Source organism: Pseudomonas sp. NPDC087358, assembly GCF_044900785.1.
Classification (GTDB): Bacteria; Pseudomonadota; Gammaproteobacteria; order Pseudomonadales; family Pseudomonadaceae; genus Aquipseudomonas.
Window position 1 is genome coordinate 537,101 of record NZ_JBJDOA010000001.1, and the last position, 22,050, is coordinate 559,150.

The following is a 22,050-nucleotide window of genomic DNA, read 5'->3' on the forward strand; positions in this document are numbered from 1 at the left end:
TTCCATGGTCGGGTGAAAGAAGTGCTGTGCGAAAAAAGTGCCGCATTATAAACAACTACGGCCCGCAAGCGGGCCGTAGTTCACTGCATATGAGCGTCTATCAGCTCAATGCCTGGAGCACTTTGGCGGTGATGGAGTCGACCGAGCCGACACCTTCGATGTGACTGCACTTGGGCGTGCCGTCTTGAGCTTCCAGCTTGGCGTAGAATTCGACCAGAGGCTTGGTCTGCGAGTGGTAGACCGACAGGCGATGACGCACGGTCGCTTCCACGTCGTCCTTGCGCTGAACCAGGTCTTCGCCGGTCACGTCGTCCTTGCCCTCGACTTTCGGCGGGTTATAGACCAGGTGATAGACGCGGCCTGAACCTTCATGCACGCGACGGCCGGAAATACGCTGGACGATCTCCTCGTCGTCGACCTTGATCTCTACCACGTGGTCGATCGCCAGACCGGCGTTCTTCAGGGCTTCAGCCTGAGGGATGGTGCGCGGGAAGCCGTCGAACAGGCAACCGTTGGCGCAGTCAGGCTGCGACAGGCGATCCTTGATCAGGCCGATGATCAGGTCATCGGAGACCAGACCGCCGCTGTCCATGACGCTCTTGGCCTTCAGACCCAGCTCGGTGCCAGCCTTGACCGCTGCGCGCAGCATGTCGCCGGTGGAGATTTGCGGGATACCGAATTTTTCGGTGATGAACTTTGCCTGAGTACCTTTACCGGCCCCGGGAGCTCCCAGCAGAATCACGCGCATTGTTGTGCTCCTCAATTTTTATAGAGATTTCGTCGGATTCGCCTAAATGGGGCCAATCACCTAAAAAGATTTACTGACCCAACGGCCAAAGGCTGATCAAGATACACAGCCGATTCATAGCGCACAAGACGCCAAAAGTCGCAGCAACCCGCGACAAACCAGTAGCTTGCGAACGATCCGTAGATGAGTACGACCCGGTGCAACTTTACAGGGATGCGCCGGTGCCGATCGTCGGCGCACCGCGAGATGAAGGCCTTCGCCCCCATCCGCGTGGGAAACTTCACCTTAACCGGTGTTGCGCAAACCGGCGGCGATGCCTGCGACAGACACCAGTAGAGCCTGTACCAAAGGACTGTCCAGACTGGCCTCCTGACGGCGCGAGCGCGCCAGCAATTCGGCCTGCAATAGATGAAGAGGATCGAGGTAGGTATTGCGCAGGCTGATGAATTCCAGGGTTTCCGGACTATGGGCCAACAGCTGCGACTGCCCGGTCAGCCCCAGCACCACGTTGCACGCCTGCGACAATAGGTCGCGCAAATGTGCACCCAAATGCAGCAGCCGGGGCTCCACAAGACGTTCATCGTAGAGCTGAGCGATGTCACTGTCAGCCTTGGCAAGGACCATTTCCAGCATGTCGATGCGGGTGCGGAAAAACGGCCACTGCTCACGCATCTGCCCCAGAAGCTCACCCTGACCGCGCTCCAGCGCCTTGCCCAAGGCATCTTCCCAGCCCAGCCATGCCGGCAGCATCAACCGCGTCTGGGTCCAGGCGAAGATCCATGGAATGGCCCGCAGGCTCTCTACGCCGCCCTCGCGTCGCTTGGCTGGCCGGCTGCCCAAAGGCAGTCGGCCCAGCTCCTGCTCGGGCGTCGCCTGACGGAAATACTCGACGAACTCAGGGTTCTCGCGAACCACTGCCCGGTAAGCGCTCACGCCATCTGCGGCCAACTGGTCCATCACCTGACGCCACGCAGGTTTAGGCAGCGGCGGCGGCTGCAGGGTGGCCTCGAGCACTGCGGCCAGGTACAGATTGAGGTTCTGCTCGGCGATGTCCGGCAGCCCGAACTTGAAGCGGATCATCTCGCCCTGTTCAGTGGTGCGGAAACGCCCGGCGACCGACCCCGGCGGCTGCGACAGAATCGCCGCATGGGCCGGTCCGCCGCCACGTCCGACCGTACCGCCACGGCCGTGAAACAGCAGCAGCTCGACCTGCTGGGCGCGGCAGATTTCCACCAGTTTTTCCTGAGCCCGGTATTGCGCCCAGGCAGCGGCGGTGGTGCCGGCATCCTTGGCCGAGTCGGAGTAGCCGATCATGACTTCCTGCGGGCCATGCAGGCGCAGGCGATAACCCGGCAGGCTGAGCAGGTGCTCGATCACCGGGCCTGCGTTATCCAGGTCGGCAAGGGTTTCGAACAAGGGCACGACGCGCATCGGCCGTTGCAGTCCGGCTTCCTTGAGCAGCAGTTGCACCGCCAGCACATCGGATGCCGCGCCTGCCATGGAAATAACGTACGAGCCCAAGGAGGCTGCGGGCGCAGCGGCCACCTCACGACAGGTCGCCAGCACTTCGGCGGTATCGGCAGCCGGTTTGAAATGCGCGGGCAACAGCGGCCGCTTGTTATTCAGCTCGCGCAGCAGGAATTCGATGCGCGTCTGCTCGTCCCATTCCTCGTAACGCCCCAGCCCCAGGTAGTCGGTAATTTCGGTCATCGCCGAGCTATGACGGGTCGAGTCCTGACGCACATCGAGCTTGACCAGGAACAGGCCAAAAGTCACCGCACGACGCAGACAGTCGAGCAACGGACCGTCAGCGATCACGCCCATGCCGCACTCATGCAGTGACTGGAAACACAGCTGCAAAGGATCGAGCAAGTCGCGATTGTTGTGCAGCACGCCTTCGGGCGCAGGCTGGGTGACAGTCAACGAGGCATGCGCCCAATTACGCGTCGCTCGCAGCCGTTCGCGGAGTTTTTTCAGCACATATCGATAGGGCTCGGCGTTGTCTCCGGCAACGGCTCTGAGCTCAGCGCTGGCTTGCTGCATCGACAGCTCGGCCGCCAGCTGATCGACATCGCGCAGGTACAGGTCGGCAGCCATCCAGCGTGCCAGCAACAGCACTTCACGGGTCACGGCAGCGGTGACATTCGGATTGCCGTCACGGTCGCCGCCCATCCATGAGGCGAAGCGGATGGGCGCAGCTTCCAGCGGCAGATGCAGACCGGTGGCCGCATGCAAGGCTTGATCGGCCTTGCGTAAATAGCTGGGAATGGCTTGCCAGAGCGAGTTTTCAATGACCGCGAAACCCCACTTTGCCTCATCCACCGGCGTGGGCCGGATGCGACGGATTTCTTCGGTGTGCCACGCTTCGGCGATCAGGCGTTGCAGGCGCTCGGTGATCTGCTCACGCTCCACCGCGTTCAGGTCACGATGATCCAGGGCCGCCAGTTGCGCGGCGATGGCATCGTATTTCTGGATCAAGGTGCGCCGCGTGACTTCGGTCGGGTGCGCGGTGAGTACCAGCTCGATCTCCAGCTTGCCGAGCTGCCGGGCGAGTGCTTCAGATGACTGCCCGGCTAGCTTCAGGCGCTCCAGCAGCTCAGGCAGCACCCGCGACTCGAACGGTTGCGGCTTGCTGTCGTCGCGGCGATGGATCAGCTGATATTGCTCGGCGATGTTGGCCAGATTCAGGAACTGGTTGAAAGCCCGTGCCACTGGCAGCAGCTCGTCTTCGCCGAGGCTTTCAAGGTTTGAGCTCAGTTGCTCGGTGCTCTGCGTCGAGCCGTGACGCCCGGCCTTGGCGCTCTTGCGAATGCGCTCGATCTTCTCGAGAAAATCAGCGCCATGCTGATCACGAATGGTGTTGCCCAACAGCTCGCCCAGCAGGTGGACGTCCTCGCGCAAGCGTGCATCGATATCAGCCATCCAGCGTTCTCCTTCAGCGTTTTTTGTTCTGCCCTGAGTCAGTTCGATGATTCGAAACTGAACGCCCTCGTAAGTTTTGCCTCTATTTGTGTGTATAGAGCGACAAATTCATGCACATAAGCAACCCTTTGCCTCACATCTGCCGGGAGCAAGCTAGTCTCGTCAATGGGTCCCACGAGGGCTCGTAAATCCGCCTGAGCCCGCCACCATGCGGGTCGAAGAAGAGGTTTTCATGAAAATTCGTGAGCTCGCAAAACAGTGGGAACAGACCGCCAAGGGTCGCCTGACCAATTCTGGCTATGCAGTTCACCTGGACATCGAAGCCGCTGCCCGACTCGCCGCGATTGCCCAGATGTACCCCAAACGCTCCCCCGAAGAACTGCTGGGAGAGCTGATTGGCGCAGCCCTTGAAGAGCTGGAAGCCAGCTTTCCGTACATCAAGGGGCAGCATGTCATCGCGACCGACGAGCAAGGGGATCCGCTGTACGAAGACGTCGGCCCAACCCCGCGTTTCCTCGCTTTGTCACGTCGTCATCTGCAAGATTTATCCGATCAGCAGGACAGCTCGCAACACTGATCACGACGTCGCTTTCAGAACTTCCAAGCACCGCGCGCCAGCTCGTAAACACGAGCCTGGCGCGTATTTTTTTGCGCCAGAATTAGAGCGCCAGAATTACAACAGGTAACAAAAGCCGCGGTCTTGATGAGAAAAACGTCTGAACTATTCAAAAAACGCGCAGGTCCGAGCAGTTAGCCATTACAGAAAAAGCCGACAGATGGCAGTGGAACCGAGCCGCATCGCTCGACCGCCCAGGCTCACGACTGAAATGGAAAAACCTTGTTTTCAGGAGTTTCAAAATGGAGTTGAACACCATGAACACCAGCACTGCCAACACCACGTTCAAAAGCCTGCGCGGGCTGAAAATGGCCGCGCTGGCCGTGGGCACCAGCCTCCTGCTTGCCGGTTGCGCAGGCAATCCTCCGAGCGAGCAATACGCGGTGACGCAATCTGCGGTGAACGCTGCCGTCAGCGCAGGCGGTACCGAGTACGCCGCCGTCGAAATGAAGTCGGCTCAGGACAAGTTCAAGCAGGCTGAACTGGCCATGCAGGAAAAGAAATACGACGAAGCTCGCAAATATGCCGAGCAGGCTGAATGGGATGCCCGTGTAGCCGAGCGCAAGGCGCAGGCGGCCAAGGCTCAGAAAGCCGTGCAGGATGCTCGTCAGGGCGTCAATGAACTGCGTGAAGAAGGCATGCGTCAGGTTCAGCCGACCGGCCAATAACGCTTCGCACTTCATGCATTGCCACTGATTTAAAGGACGAAACCATCATGCGTAAACAAGTACTGATCCCTGCCCTGCTGGCCCTGAGCGTTGGTCTGGCTGCCTGCTCCTCGCAACCGAACGTCAATCTGGAACAGGCCCGTACCAATTATTCGGCGCTGCAAAGCAACCCTAAAGCCACCGAGCTTGCGGCTCTGGAAACCAAAGATGCCAGCGAGTGGCTGGACAAGGCGGATGCCGCGTATCGCAACAACGACAACGAGAAGAAGGTCGATCAGCTGGCTTATCTGACCAATCAGCGCGTCGAGCTGGCCAAGCAGACGATCAACCTGAAAACCGCTGAGAACGATCTGAAGAATGCCTCGGCGCAACGTGCCCAGGCACGTCTGGACGCTCGCGATGCGCAAATCAAGGCCTTGCAGAACAGCCTGAATGCCAAGCAGACCGAGCGCGGTACGTTGGTGACCTTCGGCGATGTGCTGTTTGACCTGAACAAGGCCGAGCTTAAGTCCAGCGGTCTGGTCAACGTCAACAAGCTGGCTCAGTTTCTTCAGGAGAACCCAGATCGCAAGGTGATCGTCGAGGGTTACACCGACAGCACAGGTTCGGCGACGTATAACCAGTCGTTGTCCGAGCGGCGCGCCAACTCGGTGCGTATGGCGCTGGTGAAGATGGGTGTGAGCATGGACCGTGTGGTCTCGCAGGGTTATGGCAAGGAATACCCTGTGGCCGATAACGCCAGCGCGTCGGGTCGTGCGATGAATCGTCGCGTGGAAGTGACGATTTCCAACGACAACCAGCCGGTCGCGCCGCGTTCTTCGATGCAGTGATGCGGTTGTAGCAATATCCTGAAAAGCCCCGCCTGTTGACGAGCAGGTGGGGCTTGTTTGTGGGTGGTGGGTGGCCCTTCAACGGGGTGTATCTCCTATATCGAGGGTGGCCCTGATGATGGTTCCGCCCTTACGGCGCAACCGTAATCAGCGCCAACAGACATGACGGATATACACACAAAAACCAGCTCCCCGCGCTTCACTGCACCGTCTGCGGCGTCTCCTGCCCCATGCACCGCACCGCCTGCTGCCGGTCATTGACCAACACCCCGGTCAGCCCCTTCTGCTCGGTATCGAACAACACCATCACCCCATCGATGCACTGCGCGACCTGCGCGGCTGGCTCTGCGGCGACTTTGTAATCCTCGCCCGGAACCGTCTTGACCATGGTGAACTGACTCAACTGCAACGCATCTTCAGGCTTGGCAAAATGCACATAGCCGTAGTACCACAGGACCCCCACCGTGCCGAAAATACAGGCGACCCCGGTCAGGATCTGCGGAATTACATTACGTTCTTCGCTCATTGCGGGGTCTCTGCAGGTTGGCTGTGCGATGGCGCAGCGGGAGTCTTGCTGCTCGCATCGGGGTCGGGATAATTCGGGACTTCAGCCAGACGCCGCAGGCCATTGAAGTGCAGCGGGTCGTCCAGGTACCGAACCATGACCTCACGCCAGGTCGGGTCGGCGAAGGTCTGCACATGCGGACCCCGGGTCAGTTGCAACACCCGGGGCGGCGGCGCCGCCTGGTAAAGGCTGATGCCGTTGTACAGCGGCACCTGACTGTCGTCCAGGCTCTGGAACAGCAACATCGGTGTGCCCTTGAGTTGTGCCATGCCGTTGATGGCGCTGTCGCCGTCTGGAACCACCCACGACAGCGGCCGCTTGAATGGCCAGGTCAGCCACGAGGTGCCCAGCGTGTAGCGAGCGACCTCGCGATAGCTGGCCGGCACGCCATCGAGCACCAGCGCCTTGACCCGCGAGCGCTGCTGCGCATGCCCGGCCAGGTAATGCACAGCCAGCGCACCACCGATGCTCTGGCCCAGAACCACCAAGGGCTTGCCCTGAACTTCAGGCGCCTTGTTCAACCAGTCGAAGGCGGCGTCGATGTCCTGATAGATGGCAGGCAGGCTCGGCTCGCCCTCGGAGCGACCGTAGCCACGGTAGTCCACGAGCAAGACTTGATAGCCCTGCTCCGGCAGCCACCAACTGCCGCCCAGGTGCCAGGCCATGTTGCCGCCGTTGCCATGCAGGTGCAGCACCGTGCCCTTGACCGGCATCCCTTCTTTGGCCGGTAGCCACCAGCCATTGAGTTTTTTGCCATCGGCAGTGACAAGGGTCACGTCACGGTAGGCCAGATGAGCGTTGGCCGGCGTAATCGGCACCTCGCGTTCAGGGTAGAACAGCAGTTCGCTGCAGCCGGTGAGGGAAAGCAGGAAAAGCAGCGAAATGAGCAGCTTCAACGCACGGTCCTTTTTTTGTTCGACTTTTCCAAAACACCACCTGACCTGTAGGAGTGAGCTTGCTCGCGATAGCGATTCGTCAGCCACAGGAGGCCAGCCGGCCAGACCCCATCGCGAGCAAGCTCACTCCTACAGATTGATGCACACCCTGAACCTCACAGAATATTCGAATAATCCGCCTCGATCCGGTCCAGGCTCAAATGGTTGAGGAAGTTGGAGAAGCACATCCAGGCCGAGAGTGCGTTCATGTCGCGAAACTGATCCGGCAAGTATTTGGGCGGCACCACCAGACCTTCATCGACCAACTGCCGCAAGGTTCGCATGTCTTCCAGGGTGGTCTTGCCGCAGAACAGCAAGGGCACCTGCTCCAGCTTGCCCTTCCTCACGGCCAACTGGATGTAGTTGTAAACCATGATGAAACCCTTGAGGTAGGACAGATCCTTGGTGAACGGCAGACCATTGGGCACAGAGCCGCGGAAAACACGACTGGCGTTGCCGTAGCTTTCCGGCATGCCAAAGCCCTGCTCACGGTAGAACTCGAATACCTGCAGGAAATCCGCGCCCTCCTCTGCCATGTGGATGGCGCGGGTACGATTGGTGAGCTTGCGCAGGCGGCTTGGGTAGGAAGCGAAACCGATGATCTCCATCAGGATCGCCAGGCCTTCCTGAGTGACGGTGGACGACGGCGGCCCCTTGGCCAGGAAGGTGCAGATCGGCTGATTCTGACCATTGAGCGTGGTGCCGACGTGCACCAGACCTTCGTGGACTTCCAGCGCCCGCACATCACGTTCATTGAACATCGCGTCGCTGCGAATCTTGATGTAGTCGGCGCCCGCTGCAGCGTCGGCGACGATACCGTCGGACTCAAATACCCGAATGGTTTCCTCGGCCTCGCCAAAGGTGCGGTTCAGGCGGCTTTGCAGCATGGCCACCGCGTCCTTGGCGGTCAGGGTTTTCGGCTCATCCTTGAGGTCACCCCGGCCAGCGATGTTGTTCAGATAGTCGGAGAGCATCAGGCCAAGATCGGCCAGCGTCGGGTCACCGGCATGAAACGCATCGGACGCGGCGCCATACAGCTCCTGGGAGATCAGCCCGAAATCCGGCGTACCGCGCGCTTCGAGCATGCGGATGACCATGCGGTATTCCTTGCACATGCGGCGCATGATCTGGCCGACGGGGTTGAACTGCCCCAGTTGCCGGGTGATGTCGCGCTCGATGTTCTGGAACTCAATCTTCAGCGCACCGGAATCGAAGCCCAGGGGGCGGTTCTCGTAGTAGGCACGATCGACTTCAGGTAGCTGCTTGCCCTTGGCGGCGAGGAAATTCTTGCGGATGCTGTCGTCCCACTTCACCGCATCGAGTACGCGGATCGGCGTCTGCGCCAACACGATACGATCGGACAGCGTGCGAATGGTCTGCTGGTAATCGTCCACCCAATACCCCTTTGATTAAGCCGTGGCGCTATTTGCTCATGCGCTGATACTGAGCCGCCTTGAGGAAAACGTCGGAATTGGCAGTGTCGTCCAGATAGGCGAACACCTTGTCCATGGAGGTGGTGATCAGTACGCCGTCACCCTTCTCGGTTTCCACCGGCTGCCCGTCGAACACCTTCTGCTCGACCAGCTGCTGCATGCGTTCCAGATCCAGGTCGTAGACCACCAGCTCATCGGCGGCATTGTCGTTGTCGACCAGATCGAACCCGCCAATCACATAATTGGCGCCGTACTTCTGCGGCAAGGCGGCTGACAGGTACCAGCGGCTGCCATGACGCGACACCGTGAAGGTGTACTCATCACGGTTCTTGCGGTCGCCCTTGCGGTAGCTGACCGCCTTGTACTGATCGGTACCCGCGCGGCTGATCTCCAGCTCCAGCGGCTCGCCCCAGGCATTCTTGCTGGTCCAGGTGCCGAGCAGCTTGGCCGGCGCTGTGTCGCGCGTCGCAATCGGGTCCTTGAAAGTCACCAGGCATCCGCTTAGCAATGCGAACGACAAGGCGAGCAGGACGCTCCAGACTTTCATCACTTTCTCCTGAAACCGAGCCCTTGAAATCAAGCGTTGTCAGCCAGCCACAGGCTTGGCGGTGCCCAGAACCAGATGCATCTGCCGCGTAAGGATAGCGAGCATTTGCTCGTCTGCGTCGGGGTGCTGCCCCTCCAGCAGGCCCTGATATTCCATCCGGCCGATAATCCCCGTCAACACTTGAGCATCCAGTTGAGGTTGGGTCGAGCCCATGACTTCGAGAAACTGGGCACTTCCCTGCAACAGAATCTGCTGATGGGCGCCGACCAGGGAGGCCAGGCGCGGGTTGATCAATGCCTCGAGACGGAACGCATGCTCGGCGATCAACTGGTCGCGACGGGTCAGCAACTGATGCCGCACGTACTCCATGGTCATGCGGGCGATTTCATCGGCCAGCCGCGCACGGGCCTGGGTGCTGCCATCGTTGCGCGCAACCATTTCCCGCAGCAGGGTCTCGGTGTTGGTCCACAGCTTGGCCATGTAGGCAGCGCTGCGCTCGACATATTGGGCGAAGGCATCGGTGAGCAGGTCGTCGATGTCCTTGAAGTAGTAGGTCGTGGCCGACAGCGGAACCTGCGCCTCGGCGGCGACAGCGCGGTGGCGTACGGCCCGCACACCGTCACGGATGAGGATGCGCATGGCGGCATCGAGAATCTGCTGCCTGCGCTGCTCGCTGCCCTGTCGGCTCGCCTTGCGGCCTTGGTACTGAACACTCTGCGCGACTGCCGTGGCAAGGCCAGCGGCTCCCTTTTGAGCGATCAAACGATTCACGACAGGTTTTCCTTTTTCAGTCTTGGTAATCGGGGCCTATGACGGGTCTTGAGCGCCAGCATCGACGTCATCGCGAGCAAGCTCACTCCTACAGTTGATCGCATGTCCCTGTAGGAGTGAGCTTGCGCGCGATCAGCGTCAGTGGGGACGACTGAACACTCGCTCAACAGACAAAAAAAAGCCGCCCTGCTCAGGCGGCTTGTCTTGACGCTTAGGCTTGCGGCCGCATGTGCGGGAACAGGATGACGTCGCGGATCGATGGGGAGTTGGTCAGCAGCATGACCAGACGGTCGATACCGATGCCTTCACCCGCCGTTGGCGGCATGCCGTATTCCAGGGCGCGGACGAAGTCGGCGTCGTAGTGCATGGCTTCATCGTCGCCCGCATCCTTGTCGGCGACCTGCGCCATGAAACGCTCGGCCTGATCCTGCGCGTCATTCAACTCGGAATAAGCGTTGGCGATTTCACGACCACCGATGAACAGCTCGAAGCGGTCAGTGACGTTCGGGTTCTCATCGTTGCGACGGGCCAGCGGCGAGACTTCGAACGGGTACTGGGTGATGAAGTGCGGCTGCTCCAGCTTGTGCTCGACCAGCTCTTCGAAAATCATCACCTGCAGCTTGCCAAGGCCTTCGAAGCCCAGCACCTTGGCACCGGCCTTCTTGGCAATGGCGCGGGCCTTGTCGATGTCGTTGAGGTCTTCGGCGGTCAGGTCCGGGTTGTACTTGAGGATCGAATCGAACACCGACAGGCGCACGAACGGCTCGCCAAAGTGGAACACCTTGTCGCCGTACGGCACGTCGGTCGAGCCCAGCACCAGCTGAGCCAGTTCACGGAACAGCTCCTCGGTGAGGTCCATGTTGTCTTCGTAGTCAGCGTAGGCCTGGTAGAACTCGAGCATGGTGAACTCGGGGTTGTGCCGGGTCGAAACGCCTTCGTTACGGAAGTTGCGGTTGATCTCGAAGACCTTCTCGAAACCACCCACGACCAGCCGCTTGAGGTACAGCTCCGGCGCGATACGCAGGAACATCCCCATGTCCAGGGCGTTGTGGTGGGTCTCGAACGGCTTGGCCGCCGCGCCGCCGGGAATGGTCTGCAGCATCGGCGTCTCGACTTCCAGGAAGTCGCGTTGCATCAGGAAGCTGCGGATGTGGGCGATGACTTGCGAGCGCACGCGGAAGGTCTCGCGCACTTCGTCGTTGACGATCAGGTCAACGTAGCGCTGACGATAGCGCTGCTCGGTGTCGGTCAGGCCGTGGTGCTTGTCCGGCAACGGACGCAGCGATTTGGTCAGCAGGCGCACGCTGGTCATTTCGACGTACAGGTCGCCCTTGCCGGAACGGGCCAGGGTACCTTCGGTGGCGATGATGTCGCCCAGATCCCAGGTCTTGACCGCAGCCAGGGTGTCTTCGGACAGGGTCTTGCGGTTGACATAGACCTGGATGCGTCCGGTCATGTCCTGGATCACCATGAACGAGCCACGGTTGAGCATGATGCGACCGGCAACCTTGACCGCAATCGCAGCCTCGGCCAGCTCTTCCTTGGTCTTGTCCGCGTACCGTTTCTGCAAATCGTTGCAGTAGCTGTCGCGGCGGAAGTCGTTGGGGAAGGCCTGACCCTTGGCGCGCTCGGCAGCAAGCTTTTCCTTGCGCAGGGCGATCAGGGTGTTTTCTTCCTGTTGCTGGGCTTGCGGGTCGAGTTGTTGGTCGCTCATGTCTTTTGATTTTCCATCACAGGTTCGTTGCCCCTCGCCTGCTCGAATGTGCGGCGAGGGATCGCGGACCGGGCACGCCATCCGGCGTGTCAGGCCCGCAACAGTGGTGTCGCGATTACAGGCCCTGCTTGAGGCTCGCGATCAGGTATTCGTCGAGGTCGCCGTCGAGCACTTTGTCGCAGTCGCTGCGCTCCACGCTGGTACGCAAATCCTTGATGCGCGAGGCATCGAGCACGTACGAGCGGATCTGGTGACCCCAGCCGATGTCGGACTTGGTGTCTTCCAGCGCTTGCGAGGCGGCGTTGCGCTTCTGGACTTCCTGCTCGTACAAGCGCGCCCGCAACATTTTCATCGCGGTGTCTTTGTTCGCATGCTGGGAACGTTCGTTCTGGCAGCTGACCACGGTGTTGGTCGGTACGTGGGTGATACGCACCGCCGAATCAGTGGTGTTTACGTGCTGACCACCGGCACCGGACGAGCGATAGGTATCAATGCGCAGGTCCGAGGGGTTGATGTCGATTTCGATGTTGTCGTCGATTTCCGGCGACACGAAGACCGCCGAGAACGAGGTGTGGCGACGGTTGCCGGAGTCGAACGGGCTCTTGCGCACCAGTCGGTGCACGCCGATCTCGGTACGCAGCCAGCCAAAGGCGTATTCGCCCTTGATGTGTACCGTGGCGCCCTTGATCCCGGCGACTTCACCGGCCGACAGCTCCATGATGGTCGCGTCGAAACCGCGCTTGTCGGCCCAGCGCAGGTACATGCGCAGCAAGATGTTGGCCCAATCCTGAGCCTCGGTGCCGCCGGAGCCGGCCTGGATGTCCAGGTAGGCGTTGTTCTGGTCCATCTCACCGCTGAACATGCGGCGAAACTCCAGTTTTTCCAGGGCTTCACGCAGACGCTCGACTTCCGCGGCGACGTCGTCCACCGCTGCCTGGTCTTCTTCTTCGGCAGACATCAGCAGCAGGTCCTTGGCGTCAGCCAGACCGGAACTCATTTCATCGAGGGTGTCGACGATCTGTGCCAGCAGGGACCGCTCACGGCCCAGTTCCTGGGCGTAGGACGGGTTATTCCAGACGTTCGGATCTTCGAGCTCGCGGTTGACTTCGGTCAGACGATCACTTTTGTGATCGTAGTCAAAGATACCCCCGAATGGTTTCGGAGCGCTCGGACAGGTCCTTGATGCTGTTTAGGATCGGGTTGATTTCCATGGTGGGCAGCACTCGCAGGCGAAAATTACAAAGCCGGCGAGTATACCCCAGCCACTGCGCCGATGGCAGTCCGTTGGGCAGGGTTACTCTCGTCGCCATGGATCTACCTCTGTAGCAGCACGGCTTGCCGGCGGCGAACTCAAGGGTGCCACCGCCGGCAAGCCGTGCTGCTACATGAAGCGGTGAGCAGTCTTACCCCACCACCACCTGGTTGCGCCCGTTGTGCTTGGCGGCGTACAGGCCCTGATCGGCATTCTGGATCAGCTGACGACTGTGGCTGCCCACTTCCGGCACCATGGTCGACAGGCCGATGCTGACCGTCAGGCTGGCGCCGTCGGCCGGGGCGATATGGGGAATGTTCATGCCGGCGATGGACTGGCGCAGTTTCTCGGCCAGCAGGCGGGCGCCGCCGGGCGAGGTATTGGGCAGCACCAGGGCAAACTCTTCGCCGCCATAGCGCGCTGGTAGATCGGAAGGACGACTGCTGCTGGCGCGGATGGCCTTGGCCACCTGGCGTAACGCCTCATCACCTTCAAGATGGCCGAAGTTGTCGTTGTAGGCCTTGAAGTAGTCGACATCGATCATCATCAGCGACAGCTGGGTCTGTTCCCGGGTCGCCCGGCGCCATTCAAGCTCCAGGTACTCGTCGAAGTGCCGACGATTGGACAGCCCGGTCAGGCCGTCGGAGTTCATCAGCCGTTGCAGCACCAGGTTGGTGTCCAGCAATTGCTGCTGACTGACCCGCAGGGCGCGATAGGCCTCGTCGCGCTGCAACAGCGTCATGTAGGAGCGCGAGTGATAGCGGATACGCGCAACCAGCTCGATGTTGTCCGGCAACTTGACCAGATAATCGTTGGCGCCAGCGGCAAAGGCGGCGCTCTTGATCAGCGGGTCTTCCTTGGTCGAAAGCACGATGATCGGAATGTCGCGGGTGGCCGGGTTGTTACGGTATTCGCGCACCAGCGTCAGACCGTCCAAACCCGGCATGACCAGGTCCTGCAGGATCACCGTCGGCTTGATCTGGATCGCCTGAGCGATGGCCTGATGCGGGTCGGCACAAAAATGGAAATCGATGTTTTCCTCGTTGGCCAGCCCGCGCCGGACTGCCTCGCCGATCATGGCCTGATCGTCGACCAGCAGCACCATGGCAGCGTTTTCGTCCGTGGCGCCTACGTTGTCCAGTTGCAAGTCATGCATTCAGGGTCTCCTGGTCACAGCAGTGCTGTGAAATCACCTGGAAATTCATCGGATAAATGCCTCGATCAAGCGAGGCGCAATTGTGTCCAGCGAGCGAATTTCCTTGGCCGCGTCGATGGCTGCTGCCGCTTTGGGCATGCCATATACCGCGCAGCTCTGCTGATCCTGGGCGATGGTAAGAAAGCCGCGCTGACGCATCAGCTTGAGCCCCTGGGCACCATCACGGCCCATGCCAGTCAACAGAACACCCACTGCATCACCGCTCCAATAGCTGGCCACACTCTCGAAAAACACATCGATCGAGGGCCGGTAGATTTCGTTGACCGGCTCTGCGGTATAGGCCAGCGTGCCGTTCTTCAACAGACGAATATGGTGATTGGTACCCGCCAGCAACACGGTTCCGCTCTGAGGCGGCTCGCCCTCGCAAGCCAGCCGCACCTGCAACCCCGAAGAGCTGCTCAACCACTGTGCCATGCCAGCGGCGAACACTTGATCCACGTGCTGCACCAGCACGATAGCCGCCGCAAAGTCCTTGGGCAGCGCCTTGAGCAGCACTTCCAACGCCGCCGGCCCACCGGCAGACGAGCCGATGGCGACCAGCCCCTGACGCTGCGCAGTCTGGCGCAAGGGCTCAGGCGCGGTACGCACGCGGCTGTCACGCTGACCGATGAGCCAGCCTATATTAAGAATCTTGCGTAACAAAGGTGCCGCAGCGTCCCTGGGGTTGCCCGCACCGATCGCCGGAGTGTCCACCACGTCCAGCGCACCATGCCCCATGGCTTCGAAGACCCGGTGCACGTTCTGCTCGCGGTCCACCGTGACGATCACGATGGCGCACGGCGTGGCGGCCATGATACGTCGAGTGGCCTCCACGCCGTCCATCACCGGCATGATCAGGTCCATCAGAATCAGGTCCGGCGTCTGTTCGGCGCAACGCTGCACCGCTTCGGCGCCATTGCTCGCCACCCACACCAACTGGTGCGCCGGCTCGAAAGCCAGCGCGCGACGCAATGCTTCGACAGCCATGGGCATGTCGTTGACGATGGCGATCTTCATCCTTGCGCCTCTCCTATCAGTTCGACGACAGCGTCGAGCAACGCATCGTCATGAAAACTTGCCTTGGCCAGATAATAGTCGGCTCCGGCGTCCAGCCCTCGGCGACGATCTTCCTCGCGATCCTTGTAGGACACCACCATGACCGGCAACGACTGCAGACGACTGTCGCGACGCAGCAGCGTCACCAGCTCGATACCGTCCATGCGCGGCATGTCGATGTCCGTGATCAGCAGGTCGAAGTCTTCGGCCCTGAGGGCGTTCCAGCCGTCCATGCCATCCACCGCAACCGCCACTTCATAACCGCGACCCAGTAGCAACTTACGCTCCAGCTCACGCACCGTCAGCGAGTCATCGACCACCAGTACGCGCTTGCGGACCTGCAGGTCGACCTGCCGATTGCGCCGGTCGATGCGCTCAAGGCGTCCGGTATTGAGCAGCTTTTCGACTGAACGCAGCATGTCTTCGACATCGATGATCAACACCGCCGACCCGTCGTCGAGCAATGCCCCCGCCGAAATATCCTGAACCTTGCCCAGACGCGGATCCAGCGGCAGTACCACCAGCGTACGTTCGCCGATGAAACGCTCGACCGCCACGCCATACACCGAGTCGCGTTCGCGAATCACCACCACCTTGAGCACGTCTTCGGGGTGCTGGCTGGGCGGACGATTGAGCAGCTGACTGGCCGCCACCAGACCGACGTGCCGCTCCTCGTGCCAGAAATGCTGACGCCCTTCGAGCTGCACGATCTGGTCGGCCTGCACATCACGCATGCGTTCGATATGCGCCAGCGGAAAAGCGTAAGCCTCGCCGCCCACTTCCACCACCAGACTGCGCACCACCGACAGGGTCAGCGGCACTTCGATGTGGAACCGGCTACCCTGCCCGGCCTGCTGATCCAGCTCGACGCCGCCACGCAGTTGCCGAACCATGTGCTGCACCGCATCGAGCCCCACGCCGCGACCCGACACTTCGGTGACCTTGTCGCGCATGCTGAAACCGGGCAGGAAGAGAAAGCTCAACAACTCCTCCTCGCTCATCTGCGCGGCGGTTTCTTCTGCCGACAATTTGCGCTGGACGATGCTGCGGCGCAGGCGTCCGAGGTCGACACCGGCGCCGTCGTCGATCAGCTCGACCACCAGCAATCCGGCTTGATGAGAGGCCTTGAGCTTAATCAGCCCTTCGGCCGGTTTGCCGCTGGCCAGGCGCTGCTCCGGGGACTCGATGCCGTGATCGACCGCGTTACGCAACAAATGCGTCAGCGGGGCTTCGAGCTTTTCCAGCACGTCGCGGTCCACCTGGGTTTTTTCGCCGTCGATTTCAAGGCGTACCTGTTTGCCCAGCGAGCGCCCCAGGTCGCGCACCATGCGCGCCTGACCGGCCAGCACGTCGGCGAACGGGCGCATGCGGCAGGCCAGCGCGGTGTCGTAAAGCAACTGCGCGCGTTGCGTCGCCTGCCAGCCGAACTCATCCAGGTCAGAGGTCTGCTGGATGAGCAGATGCTGCGCTTCGCTGAGCAATCGACGCGCTTCTTCCAGTGCCTTTTGCGCATCCGGGTCGACGCTGGCGTCCAGCAGCGCTTCAAGATTATCCAATGCCCGGCTGGCGCCACTCTGGGAACGTTTGACCCGCTGCATGGCCGTCAGATAAGGCTTGAGCCGTTGCGTCTCGACCAGCGATTTGCTCGACAGATCCAGCAGGTTGTTCAAGCGCTCGGCGGTGACCCGCAACACCCGCTCACCGCCCTCAGCGACACGACGCTCAGGTCGGCGCTCGGCTCTGGATGCGGACGGGTCTTCGCTGACAGGCATTTTGGCCAGCGGTTCGGGCACATCGGCCAAGGCAGGTTGTTGCATCTGCGGCGCATCGACCGCTGCCGGTCCAGGCGCAGACTGCACCGACGCCATCAGCAGTTGTGCATTGGCCAGCAGCAAATCGTCCATGGACGGCGCAAGGCCTGTCGTCACACCAGGGTGGCGGGCGCCTGGCTTGACCAGATCGTTCATCAGGGCCACGTAACCGTCGATGTCGCCCTGGCCGACAGTGCTCTCGCCTGGCGAGGCAATGCGCATGAGCAGGTCGGTGCCCATCAGCAGCGCGTCGATATGCTCAGGCTTGAGCAGCAGGCGTCCTTCCTGCGCCTCGACCAGACAGTCCTCCATGACATGGGAGACGCTGACCCCGGCGTTGACCCCGACGATCCGTGCCGCGCCCTTGAGCGAGTGGGCGGCACGCATGCACGCTTCCAGCTGATCGGCCTGGGTCGGATTGCGTTCCAGCGCCAACAGGCCTGCGCTCAACACCTGGGTCTGCGCTTCAGCTTCCAGGGTGAACAGCTCGAACAATGAGGCATCGCGCATTTGATCGGGCGTCATGTCATGCTCCGGGTCACTGCCGACAACAATTGTTCTTCATCGAGCAGGCGCAGGCTGCGGTTTTTCCACTGCACCACACCTCGGGTGAATCGGGCATTGGTGTTCAGCGCCGGCGCCGACGCGGCGTCCAGCAGCCGCGCCTCGATGGCGTGGATGCCATCGACCTCATCCACCGGCACCACCACCGGGCCGCCCTCGGCGGAAACGATCAGCATGCGCGGCATGATCCGGGCGTTACCGGCCCCGCCGACTGTGGCGTCGAGCCCCAGCAACTCGACGAATGACAGGCAAGCGACCAGCGCGCCGCGCACGTTGGCAACGCCGAGCAATGCCCGGGAGCGCTGATGGGGCAACGAGTGAATGGTCTGCACCGGCGACACCTCGACCAGGCAGCGGGTGGGCAAGCCCAGCCATTCTTCGCCCAGCCGGAACACCACAATCGAGCGTGTCTTGACCTCGCTGGCAAGCTCCTCGCTGTGCATCGAGACCCGATGCTCCTGCGCCAGTGCATAACGGTCGAGCAGTCGGGTCGCGGCCGCCGAATACACCGAGCAGTTGCGGCAATGAATGTGTTCAACCAGCAATGGGCAGGAGCGGTCGCCATGGATACCGATGCGGTTCCAGCAATCGTCGATGGCCTGGGCGTCGCTGCTTACCAGTTCAGTGTGTACGCCAGTCATGGATGACGCCCTTGTTTGATCACGCCACGCGCAGCACGCTCTTGCAGGCGACGAGCACCGGCAACGTCGCCCTGTGCCGCCAGTAAGGCCGCCAACTGGGCCAACGCCTGTGGATGCTGCGGCTGAAGGTACAACGCCTTGCGGTAAAAGCCTTGAGCGGCGGGCGCATCGCCGCCGACTTCGCTGAGCAGGCCCAGCCAGTAAAACACTGGGGCGGCCGGCTCGTGGCGTTTGAGATATTGCTCGCACGCGGCCCTGGCCTCGGCGCTCTTGCCCTGGTTGGCCAGTTTCTCGATGCTGTCCAGCAGCTCGGCGGCTTCCCCCGAGACATTCGAACGCGGCATCGCGGCGCCAGCGGTGGACGCCAGCGCTGCGAACGGGCGTGGGGTGTTTCGAACAGGTGAGGCGCAAGGCGCTGCATAGCGGGCGCTGGGCGACGGCTCGACCGGCAACGGCGGCAGCACCGCAGGGGCAACCAGCACCGCCTGCTCGGCGACCGGCTCGAGACGATGGCGAAAGGCAAACGACTGGGCAACGCCAATCGATGCCATGCCCATGCGTCCCAGCAAGCTGCCTTCGGCGGGGCCGATGAACAGCACGCCATCGTCGCGGGTCATGCGCTTGAGGGCATCGAAACCGCGTCTTTGGGTCTCGACGTCAAAATAGATCAGCAGGTTGCGGCAGAACACGAAGTCATAGGCCGACTGCGCGACCGGCAACGCAGGATCGAGCAAATTGCCGGCCTGAAACCCGACCCGTTCGCGAACCCGCTCCTGCACACTGAAGCCTGGTTCGGCCTCGGTGAAATAGCGCTCGCGAAAGCCGGTTTCGCCGCCGCGAAACGAGTTTTTGCCATACACGCCATGGCGCGCGCGTTGCAGCGACAGCGGGCTGATGTCCACCGCCTCGACCTTGAACTGCTGCGCTTGCAGGCCTGCGTCGAACAGAGCCATGGCGATCGAATAAGGCTCTTCACCGGTAGAGCATGGCAGGCTCAGGATACGCAGAGGCCGCGCGCCATCGAGCTGGGCAAGCCGCGCGGTCGCCAGTTTGCCAAGCGTGACAAAGGATTCCGGGTAACGGAAAAACCAGGTCTCGGGAACGATCACCGCTTCGATCAGCGCCTGTTGTTCCTCGGTCGAGGCCAGCAACAGCTGCCAATACGCATCGTGATCCGCCATTTTGGCGCTCGCGCAGCGTTGGCGCACGGCGCGCTCAATGATTGCCTCACCCACGGAGGCCACATCCAGGCCAATGCGGTGCTTGAGAAAGGCGAAGAAGCGCGCATCTTCGCTCATGGCGCCGCCTCGAACCGGTCAAGACTCAAGGGCTGCTGCGGGAACAGCAACTCACGCACTGAATCGTCGAGCAGATCCTGCACGCGTATCCATTGCAGCAACCCCAGCTCATCTTCACGCACCGGCCCCAGATAGGGTGCCTGGCGATTGTCCAGGCCATATTCCTTGAACGCATCGGGCGAACAGCGCAGCGTGTCGGTGGCCTGCTCCAGAATCAGGCCCAGCCACTGCGGGACACGGTCAGCACTGGCCCGATAGTTGACCAGCACCAACCGGGTACTGGTCCGTGATTGCGCAGGCTGGCCAAACGTCAGGGCGCTGAGGTCGATGACCGGCACCACCGCCCCGCGATGCGCGAACACCCCCGCCACCCAATGCGGGGCGTGGGCGATGGGCTTGAGCACCAGCCGAGGCAGCACCTCGGCCACCTCCGTCGCTTCCAGGGCATAACGCTCGGTGCCGATGCGAAACAACAGGAACAGCTTGTTGCTGGGCACCACCACGGCGTTGCGTTTGGCTGAATGCTCGATCATGGCCTGGGCTCAGACCTTGAAACGCGAAACGCCACTGCGAAGCCCCACCGCCACCTGGCTCAGCTCGTCGATGGCAAAGCTGGCCTGACGCAGGGACTCCACGGTCTGGCTGCTGGCATCACCCAATTGCACCAGCGCCTGATTGATCTGTTCGGCGCCGGTCGCCTGCGCCTGCATCCCTTCGTTGACCATCAGCACCCGTGGCGCCAGCGCCTGCACCTGATGAATGATCTGCGAAAGCTGCTCGCCGACCTGCGTCACTTCGAACATGCCGCGACGCACTTCTTCGGAAAACTTGTCCATGCCCATCACGCCCGCCGACACCGCCGACTGGATTTCGCGAACCATCTGTTCGATGTCGTAGGTGGCCACGGCAGTCTGATCGGCCAGGCGGCGCACCTCGGTGGCGACCACGGCAAAGCCACGGCCGTACTCACCGGCTTTTTCAGCTTCGATGGCGGCGTTCAGGGACAGCAGGTTGGTCTGGTCGGCGACCTTGACGATGGTCACCACCACCTGATTGATGTTGCCGGCCTTCTCGTTGAGGATCGCCAGCTTGGAATTGACCAGATCGGCGGCGCCCATCACCGAATGCATGGTGTCTTCCATGCGCGCCAGGCCCTGTTGGCCGGAGCCTGCGAGAATCGAAGCCTGATCGGCGGCTGACGTCACTTCGGTCATGGTCCGGACCAGATCGCGAGAGGTGGCAGCGATCTCCCGCGAGGTGGCGCCGATCTCGGTGGTGGTCGCGGCGGTTTCGGTGGCCGTGGCCTGCTGCTGCTTGGAGGTGGCGGCGATTTCGGTCACCGAGGTGGTGACCTGCACGGAAGAGCGCTGCGCTTGGGAAACCAGCGCGGCAAGGTCGGTGATCATGGCGTTGAAACCGGTTTGCACCGAGCCGAATTCATCGTTGCGGTCCAGCGTGAGACGACTGCTCAGGTCACCGGTGCGCATGGTGTCGAGGATCCGCACGATGCGGTTCATGGGCGCCAGAATGGTGCGCATCAGCAGCAACCCGCAGGCACCGGCCGCCAGGATCGCGACCAGTAGCGAGATGCCCATGCTGACCTTCGCGGCAAAGACCGCCGAAGCAATGTTGCCCGTCGCCTGATCCGCAACGGCCTTGTTGAACACGATCAGGTCGTTGAGCTGTCGGCGCCCCTGCAGCCAGATCGGGTTGACCTGGCCGTAGAACTCGGTGCGCGCAGCCATGTAATCGCCGCCCTGGTAAGCCTTGAGCACTTCATTGAGCAGGCGCGTATAGGTTTCCCGCTGCTTCTCGAACACATTGAAGTTGGCGCGATCGGCGTCGTCGAAGATGGTTTTCTTGTAGCCGTCGATCTGACTTTGCAGACGCGTCTCGAAGTCGATGTACTGATCCTGTTCGGCACGCGTGAGCTCACGTGCCTTGCCTTCGCCGATCAGCTCCAGGGTGCGTATATAACTCTCCCCCCAGGCACTGCGCACCAGCGTGCTGAAGTACACGCCCGGCAACGCATCGTCGCTCACCGCTTCTTCGCTGTTCTGGATCGACAACAGTCGTGTATACGACACGATCACCATCAGCAGCATAATGGCGATGATTACAGCGAAGCTCGCCAAAATGCGTTGACGCAACGTCCAGTTCTTCACAGTCAGCCCTCAAGAGTTCAACACCGGGGAAACCGGGTTCAAGAAGCGGACCGACGGACGGCCCAAAACGAGCGGAGTATAGCCTAGTGCCTTACCAATTAACCGGGCCGATTCCGACATAGATGACGCGATAACGCACAGATATATCAGAAATATCTGACACGTTATCGGCAGCGGACAGCGTTGCATGATGAAGGGGGAAGATTGCTCCTATGCTCCGCGTGGTAGCCGCTCGCTAGACGCTCCGCGTCGCCCGTTGGGTGACGCAGAGCCTCACGGGCTGCATTCCCACGCGGAGCGTGGGAACGATCCCTATCTG

Annotated in this window: 19 protein-coding genes and 2 pseudogenes; 3 read left to right on the forward strand and 18 right to left on the reverse strand. The window is 61.3% G+C overall.

From position 1 onward, the window contains the following. Positions 1-100: 100 nt before the first annotated feature. Both adk and ppc read right to left on the reverse strand, forming a co-directional pair. Positions 101-748 (reverse strand): adenylate kinase, encoded by a 648-nt coding sequence (gene adk, locus ACI2KS_RS02385; protein ID WP_404616818.1) that lies wholly within the window; start codon positions 746-748, stop codon positions 101-103. 285 nt (positions 749-1,033) lie between these two features. Continuing rightward, positions 1,034-3,670, reverse strand: a complete 2,637-nt coding sequence (gene ppc / locus ACI2KS_RS02390) for a phosphoenolpyruvate carboxylase (RefSeq protein WP_404616820.1) — start codon at positions 3,668-3,670, stop codon at positions 1,034-1,036. 232 nt (positions 3,671-3,902) lie between these two features. On the opposite strand from ppc, the gene ACI2KS_RS02395 reads away from it, so the two are divergent. The 3 genes from ACI2KS_RS02395 (at position 3,903) to ACI2KS_RS02405 (ending at position 5,784) form a co-directional block, all read left to right on the forward strand. Continuing rightward, the gene (locus ACI2KS_RS02395; protein ID WP_404616822.1) at positions 3,903-4,247 is read left to right on the forward strand and encodes a pilin assembly protein; all 345 of its coding nucleotides are present in this window, start codon (positions 3,903-3,905) and stop codon (positions 4,245-4,247) included. A gap of 281 nt (positions 4,248-4,528) precedes the next feature. Then, the gene (locus ACI2KS_RS02400; protein WP_404616824.1) at positions 4,529-4,954 is read left to right on the forward strand and encodes a DUF4398 domain-containing protein; all 426 of its coding nucleotides are present in this window, start codon (positions 4,529-4,531) and stop codon (positions 4,952-4,954) included. Positions 4,955-5,001: 47 nt separating this feature from the next. Then, on the forward strand, positions 5,002-5,784 hold the full coding sequence (locus ACI2KS_RS02405) for an OmpA family protein (protein ID WP_404616826.1): 783 nt from the start codon (positions 5,002-5,004) through the stop codon (positions 5,782-5,784). A gap of 199 nt (positions 5,785-5,983) precedes the next feature. Here the strand turns inward: ACI2KS_RS02405 and ACI2KS_RS02410 are convergent, their stop codons facing one another. The 16 genes and pseudogenes from ACI2KS_RS02410 to ACI2KS_RS02485 all read right to left on the reverse strand — a co-directional run bounded on the left by ACI2KS_RS02410 (position 5,984) and on the right by ACI2KS_RS02485 (position 21,731). Next, the gene (locus tag ACI2KS_RS02410; protein ID WP_404616828.1) at positions 5,984-6,310 is read right to left on the reverse strand and encodes a hypothetical protein; all 327 of its coding nucleotides are present in this window, start codon (positions 6,308-6,310) and stop codon (positions 5,984-5,986) included. Next, positions 6,307-7,245, reverse strand: a complete 939-nt coding sequence (locus ACI2KS_RS02415) for an alpha/beta hydrolase (protein WP_404616830.1) — start codon at positions 7,243-7,245, stop codon at positions 6,307-6,309. Before ACI2KS_RS02415 ends, ACI2KS_RS02410 begins: the two co-directional genes overlap by 4 nt. A 155-nt stretch (positions 7,246-7,400) precedes the next feature. Next, positions 7,401-8,678: a flavohemoglobin expression-modulating QEGLA motif protein gene (locus ACI2KS_RS02420; RefSeq protein ID WP_404616832.1), complete on the reverse strand. Its 1,278-nt coding sequence runs from the start codon at positions 8,676-8,678 to the stop codon at positions 7,401-7,403. Between the two features lie 28 nt (positions 8,679-8,706). After that, positions 8,707-9,264, reverse strand: coding sequence for a hypothetical protein (locus tag ACI2KS_RS02425; protein WP_404616834.1), 558 nt, complete (start codon positions 9,262-9,264; stop codon positions 8,707-8,709). 39 nt (positions 9,265-9,303) lie between these two features. Beyond that, positions 9,304-10,035, reverse strand: coding sequence for a TetR/AcrR family transcriptional regulator (locus tag ACI2KS_RS02430; RefSeq protein WP_404616835.1), 732 nt, complete (start codon positions 10,033-10,035; stop codon positions 9,304-9,306). 211 nt (positions 10,036-10,246) lie between these two features. Continuing rightward, positions 10,247-11,749 carry a lysine--tRNA ligase gene (gene lysS / locus ACI2KS_RS02435; RefSeq protein ID WP_404616837.1) on the reverse strand — a complete coding sequence of 501 codons (1,503 nt, stop codon included), beginning with the start codon at positions 11,747-11,749 and terminating at the stop codon, positions 10,247-10,249. 115 nt (positions 11,750-11,864) lie between these two features. Then, positions 11,865-12,960, reverse strand: a protein-coding gene (gene prfB / locus ACI2KS_RS02440) for a peptide chain release factor 2 (protein ID WP_404617247.1) whose coding sequence is annotated in 2 segments (ribosomal slippage) — positions 11,865-12,887 and positions 12,889-12,960 — 1,095 coding nt in all. Because the reading frame shifts where the segments join, the coding sequence is not laid out codon by codon here. Continuing rightward, positions 12,886-13,059 (reverse strand): hypothetical protein, encoded by a 174-nt coding sequence (locus tag ACI2KS_RS02445; RefSeq protein WP_404617279.1) that lies wholly within the window; start codon positions 13,057-13,059, stop codon positions 12,886-12,888. Before ACI2KS_RS02445 ends, prfB begins: the two co-directional genes overlap by 75 nt. Before the next feature lie 93 nt (positions 13,060-13,152). Beyond that, positions 13,153-14,157, reverse strand: a complete 1,005-nt coding sequence (locus tag ACI2KS_RS02450) for a diguanylate cyclase domain-containing protein (RefSeq protein WP_404616839.1) — start codon at positions 14,155-14,157, stop codon at positions 13,153-13,155. A gap of 45 nt (positions 14,158-14,202) precedes the next feature. Further along, positions 14,203-15,213 (reverse strand): chemotaxis response regulator protein-glutamate methylesterase, encoded by a 1,011-nt coding sequence (locus ACI2KS_RS02455; RefSeq protein WP_404616841.1) that lies wholly within the window; start codon positions 15,211-15,213, stop codon positions 14,203-14,205. Continuing rightward, positions 15,210-16,976, reverse strand: a pseudogene (locus tag ACI2KS_RS02460) (hybrid sensor histidine kinase/response regulator); the annotation flags it as partial. The pseudogene ACI2KS_RS02460 and the gene ACI2KS_RS02455, both read right to left, overlap by 4 nt. A gap of 152 nt (positions 16,977-17,128) precedes the next feature. Continuing rightward, positions 17,129-17,588 (reverse strand): annotated as a pseudogene (locus ACI2KS_RS02465) (Hpt domain-containing protein); the annotation flags it as partial. After that, a complete protein-coding gene (locus ACI2KS_RS02470) occupies positions 17,585-18,268 on the reverse strand; it encodes a chemotaxis protein CheW (protein WP_404616843.1) in 684 nt (227 codons plus the stop codon). The gene ACI2KS_RS02470 and the pseudogene ACI2KS_RS02465, both read right to left, overlap by 4 nt. Continuing rightward, positions 18,265-19,566 (reverse strand): CheR family methyltransferase, encoded by a 1,302-nt coding sequence (locus ACI2KS_RS02475; RefSeq protein ID WP_404616845.1) that lies wholly within the window; start codon positions 19,564-19,566, stop codon positions 18,265-18,267. The genes ACI2KS_RS02470 and ACI2KS_RS02475 overlap by 4 nt, the downstream gene beginning before the upstream one ends. Continuing rightward, a complete protein-coding gene (locus ACI2KS_RS02480) occupies positions 19,563-20,099 on the reverse strand; it encodes a chemotaxis protein CheW (protein WP_404616847.1) in 537 nt (178 codons plus the stop codon). Before ACI2KS_RS02480 ends, ACI2KS_RS02475 begins: the two co-directional genes overlap by 4 nt. A gap of 9 nt (positions 20,100-20,108) precedes the next feature. Further along, the gene (locus ACI2KS_RS02485) at positions 20,109-21,731 is read right to left on the reverse strand and encodes a methyl-accepting chemotaxis protein (protein ID WP_404616849.1); all 1,623 of its coding nucleotides are present in this window, start codon (positions 21,729-21,731) and stop codon (positions 20,109-20,111) included. Positions 21,732-22,050: the final 319 nt, after the last annotated feature.

Excerpts from the sequence above, each read along its gene's own strand:
- adk (WP_404616818.1), bottom strand. The coding sequence starts at position 748 with ATGCGCGTGATTCTGCTGGGAGCTCCCGGGGCCGGTAAAGGTACTCAG.
- ppc (WP_404616820.1), bottom strand. The coding sequence starts at position 3,670 with ATGGCTGATATCGATGCACGCTTGCGCGAGGACGTCCACCTGCTGGGC.
- ACI2KS_RS02395 (WP_404616822.1), top strand. The coding sequence starts at position 3,903 with ATGAAAATTCGTGAGCTCGCAAAACAGTGGGAACAGACCGCCAAGGGT.
- ACI2KS_RS02400 (WP_404616824.1), top strand. The coding sequence starts at position 4,529 with ATGGAGTTGAACACCATGAACACCAGCACTGCCAACACCACGTTCAAA.
- ACI2KS_RS02405 (WP_404616826.1), top strand. The coding sequence starts at position 5,002 with ATGCGTAAACAAGTACTGATCCCTGCCCTGCTGGCCCTGAGCGTTGGT.
- ACI2KS_RS02410 (WP_404616828.1), bottom strand. The coding sequence starts at position 6,310 with ATGAGCGAAGAACGTAATGTAATTCCGCAGATCCTGACCGGGGTCGCC.
- ACI2KS_RS02425 (WP_404616834.1), bottom strand. The coding sequence starts at position 9,264 with ATGAAAGTCTGGAGCGTCCTGCTCGCCTTGTCGTTCGCATTGCTAAGC.
- lysS (WP_404616837.1), bottom strand. The coding sequence starts at position 11,749 with ATGAGCGACCAACAACTCGACCCGCAAGCCCAGCAACAGGAAGAAAAC.
- ACI2KS_RS02445 (WP_404617279.1), bottom strand. The coding sequence starts at position 13,059 with ATGGCGACGAGAGTAACCCTGCCCAACGGACTGCCATCGGCGCAGTGG.
- ACI2KS_RS02450 (WP_404616839.1), bottom strand. The coding sequence starts at position 14,157 with ATGCATGACTTGCAACTGGACAACGTAGGCGCCACGGACGAAAACGCT.
- ACI2KS_RS02455 (WP_404616841.1), bottom strand. The coding sequence starts at position 15,213 with ATGAAGATCGCCATCGTCAACGACATGCCCATGGCTGTCGAAGCATTG.
- ACI2KS_RS02470 (WP_404616843.1), bottom strand. The coding sequence starts at position 18,268 with ATGACTGGCGTACACACTGAACTGGTAAGCAGCGACGCCCAGGCCATC.
- ACI2KS_RS02475 (WP_404616845.1), bottom strand. The coding sequence starts at position 19,566 with ATGAGCGAAGATGCGCGCTTCTTCGCCTTTCTCAAGCACCGCATTGGC.
- ACI2KS_RS02480 (WP_404616847.1), bottom strand. The coding sequence starts at position 20,099 with ATGATCGAGCATTCAGCCAAACGCAACGCCGTGGTGGTGCCCAGCAAC.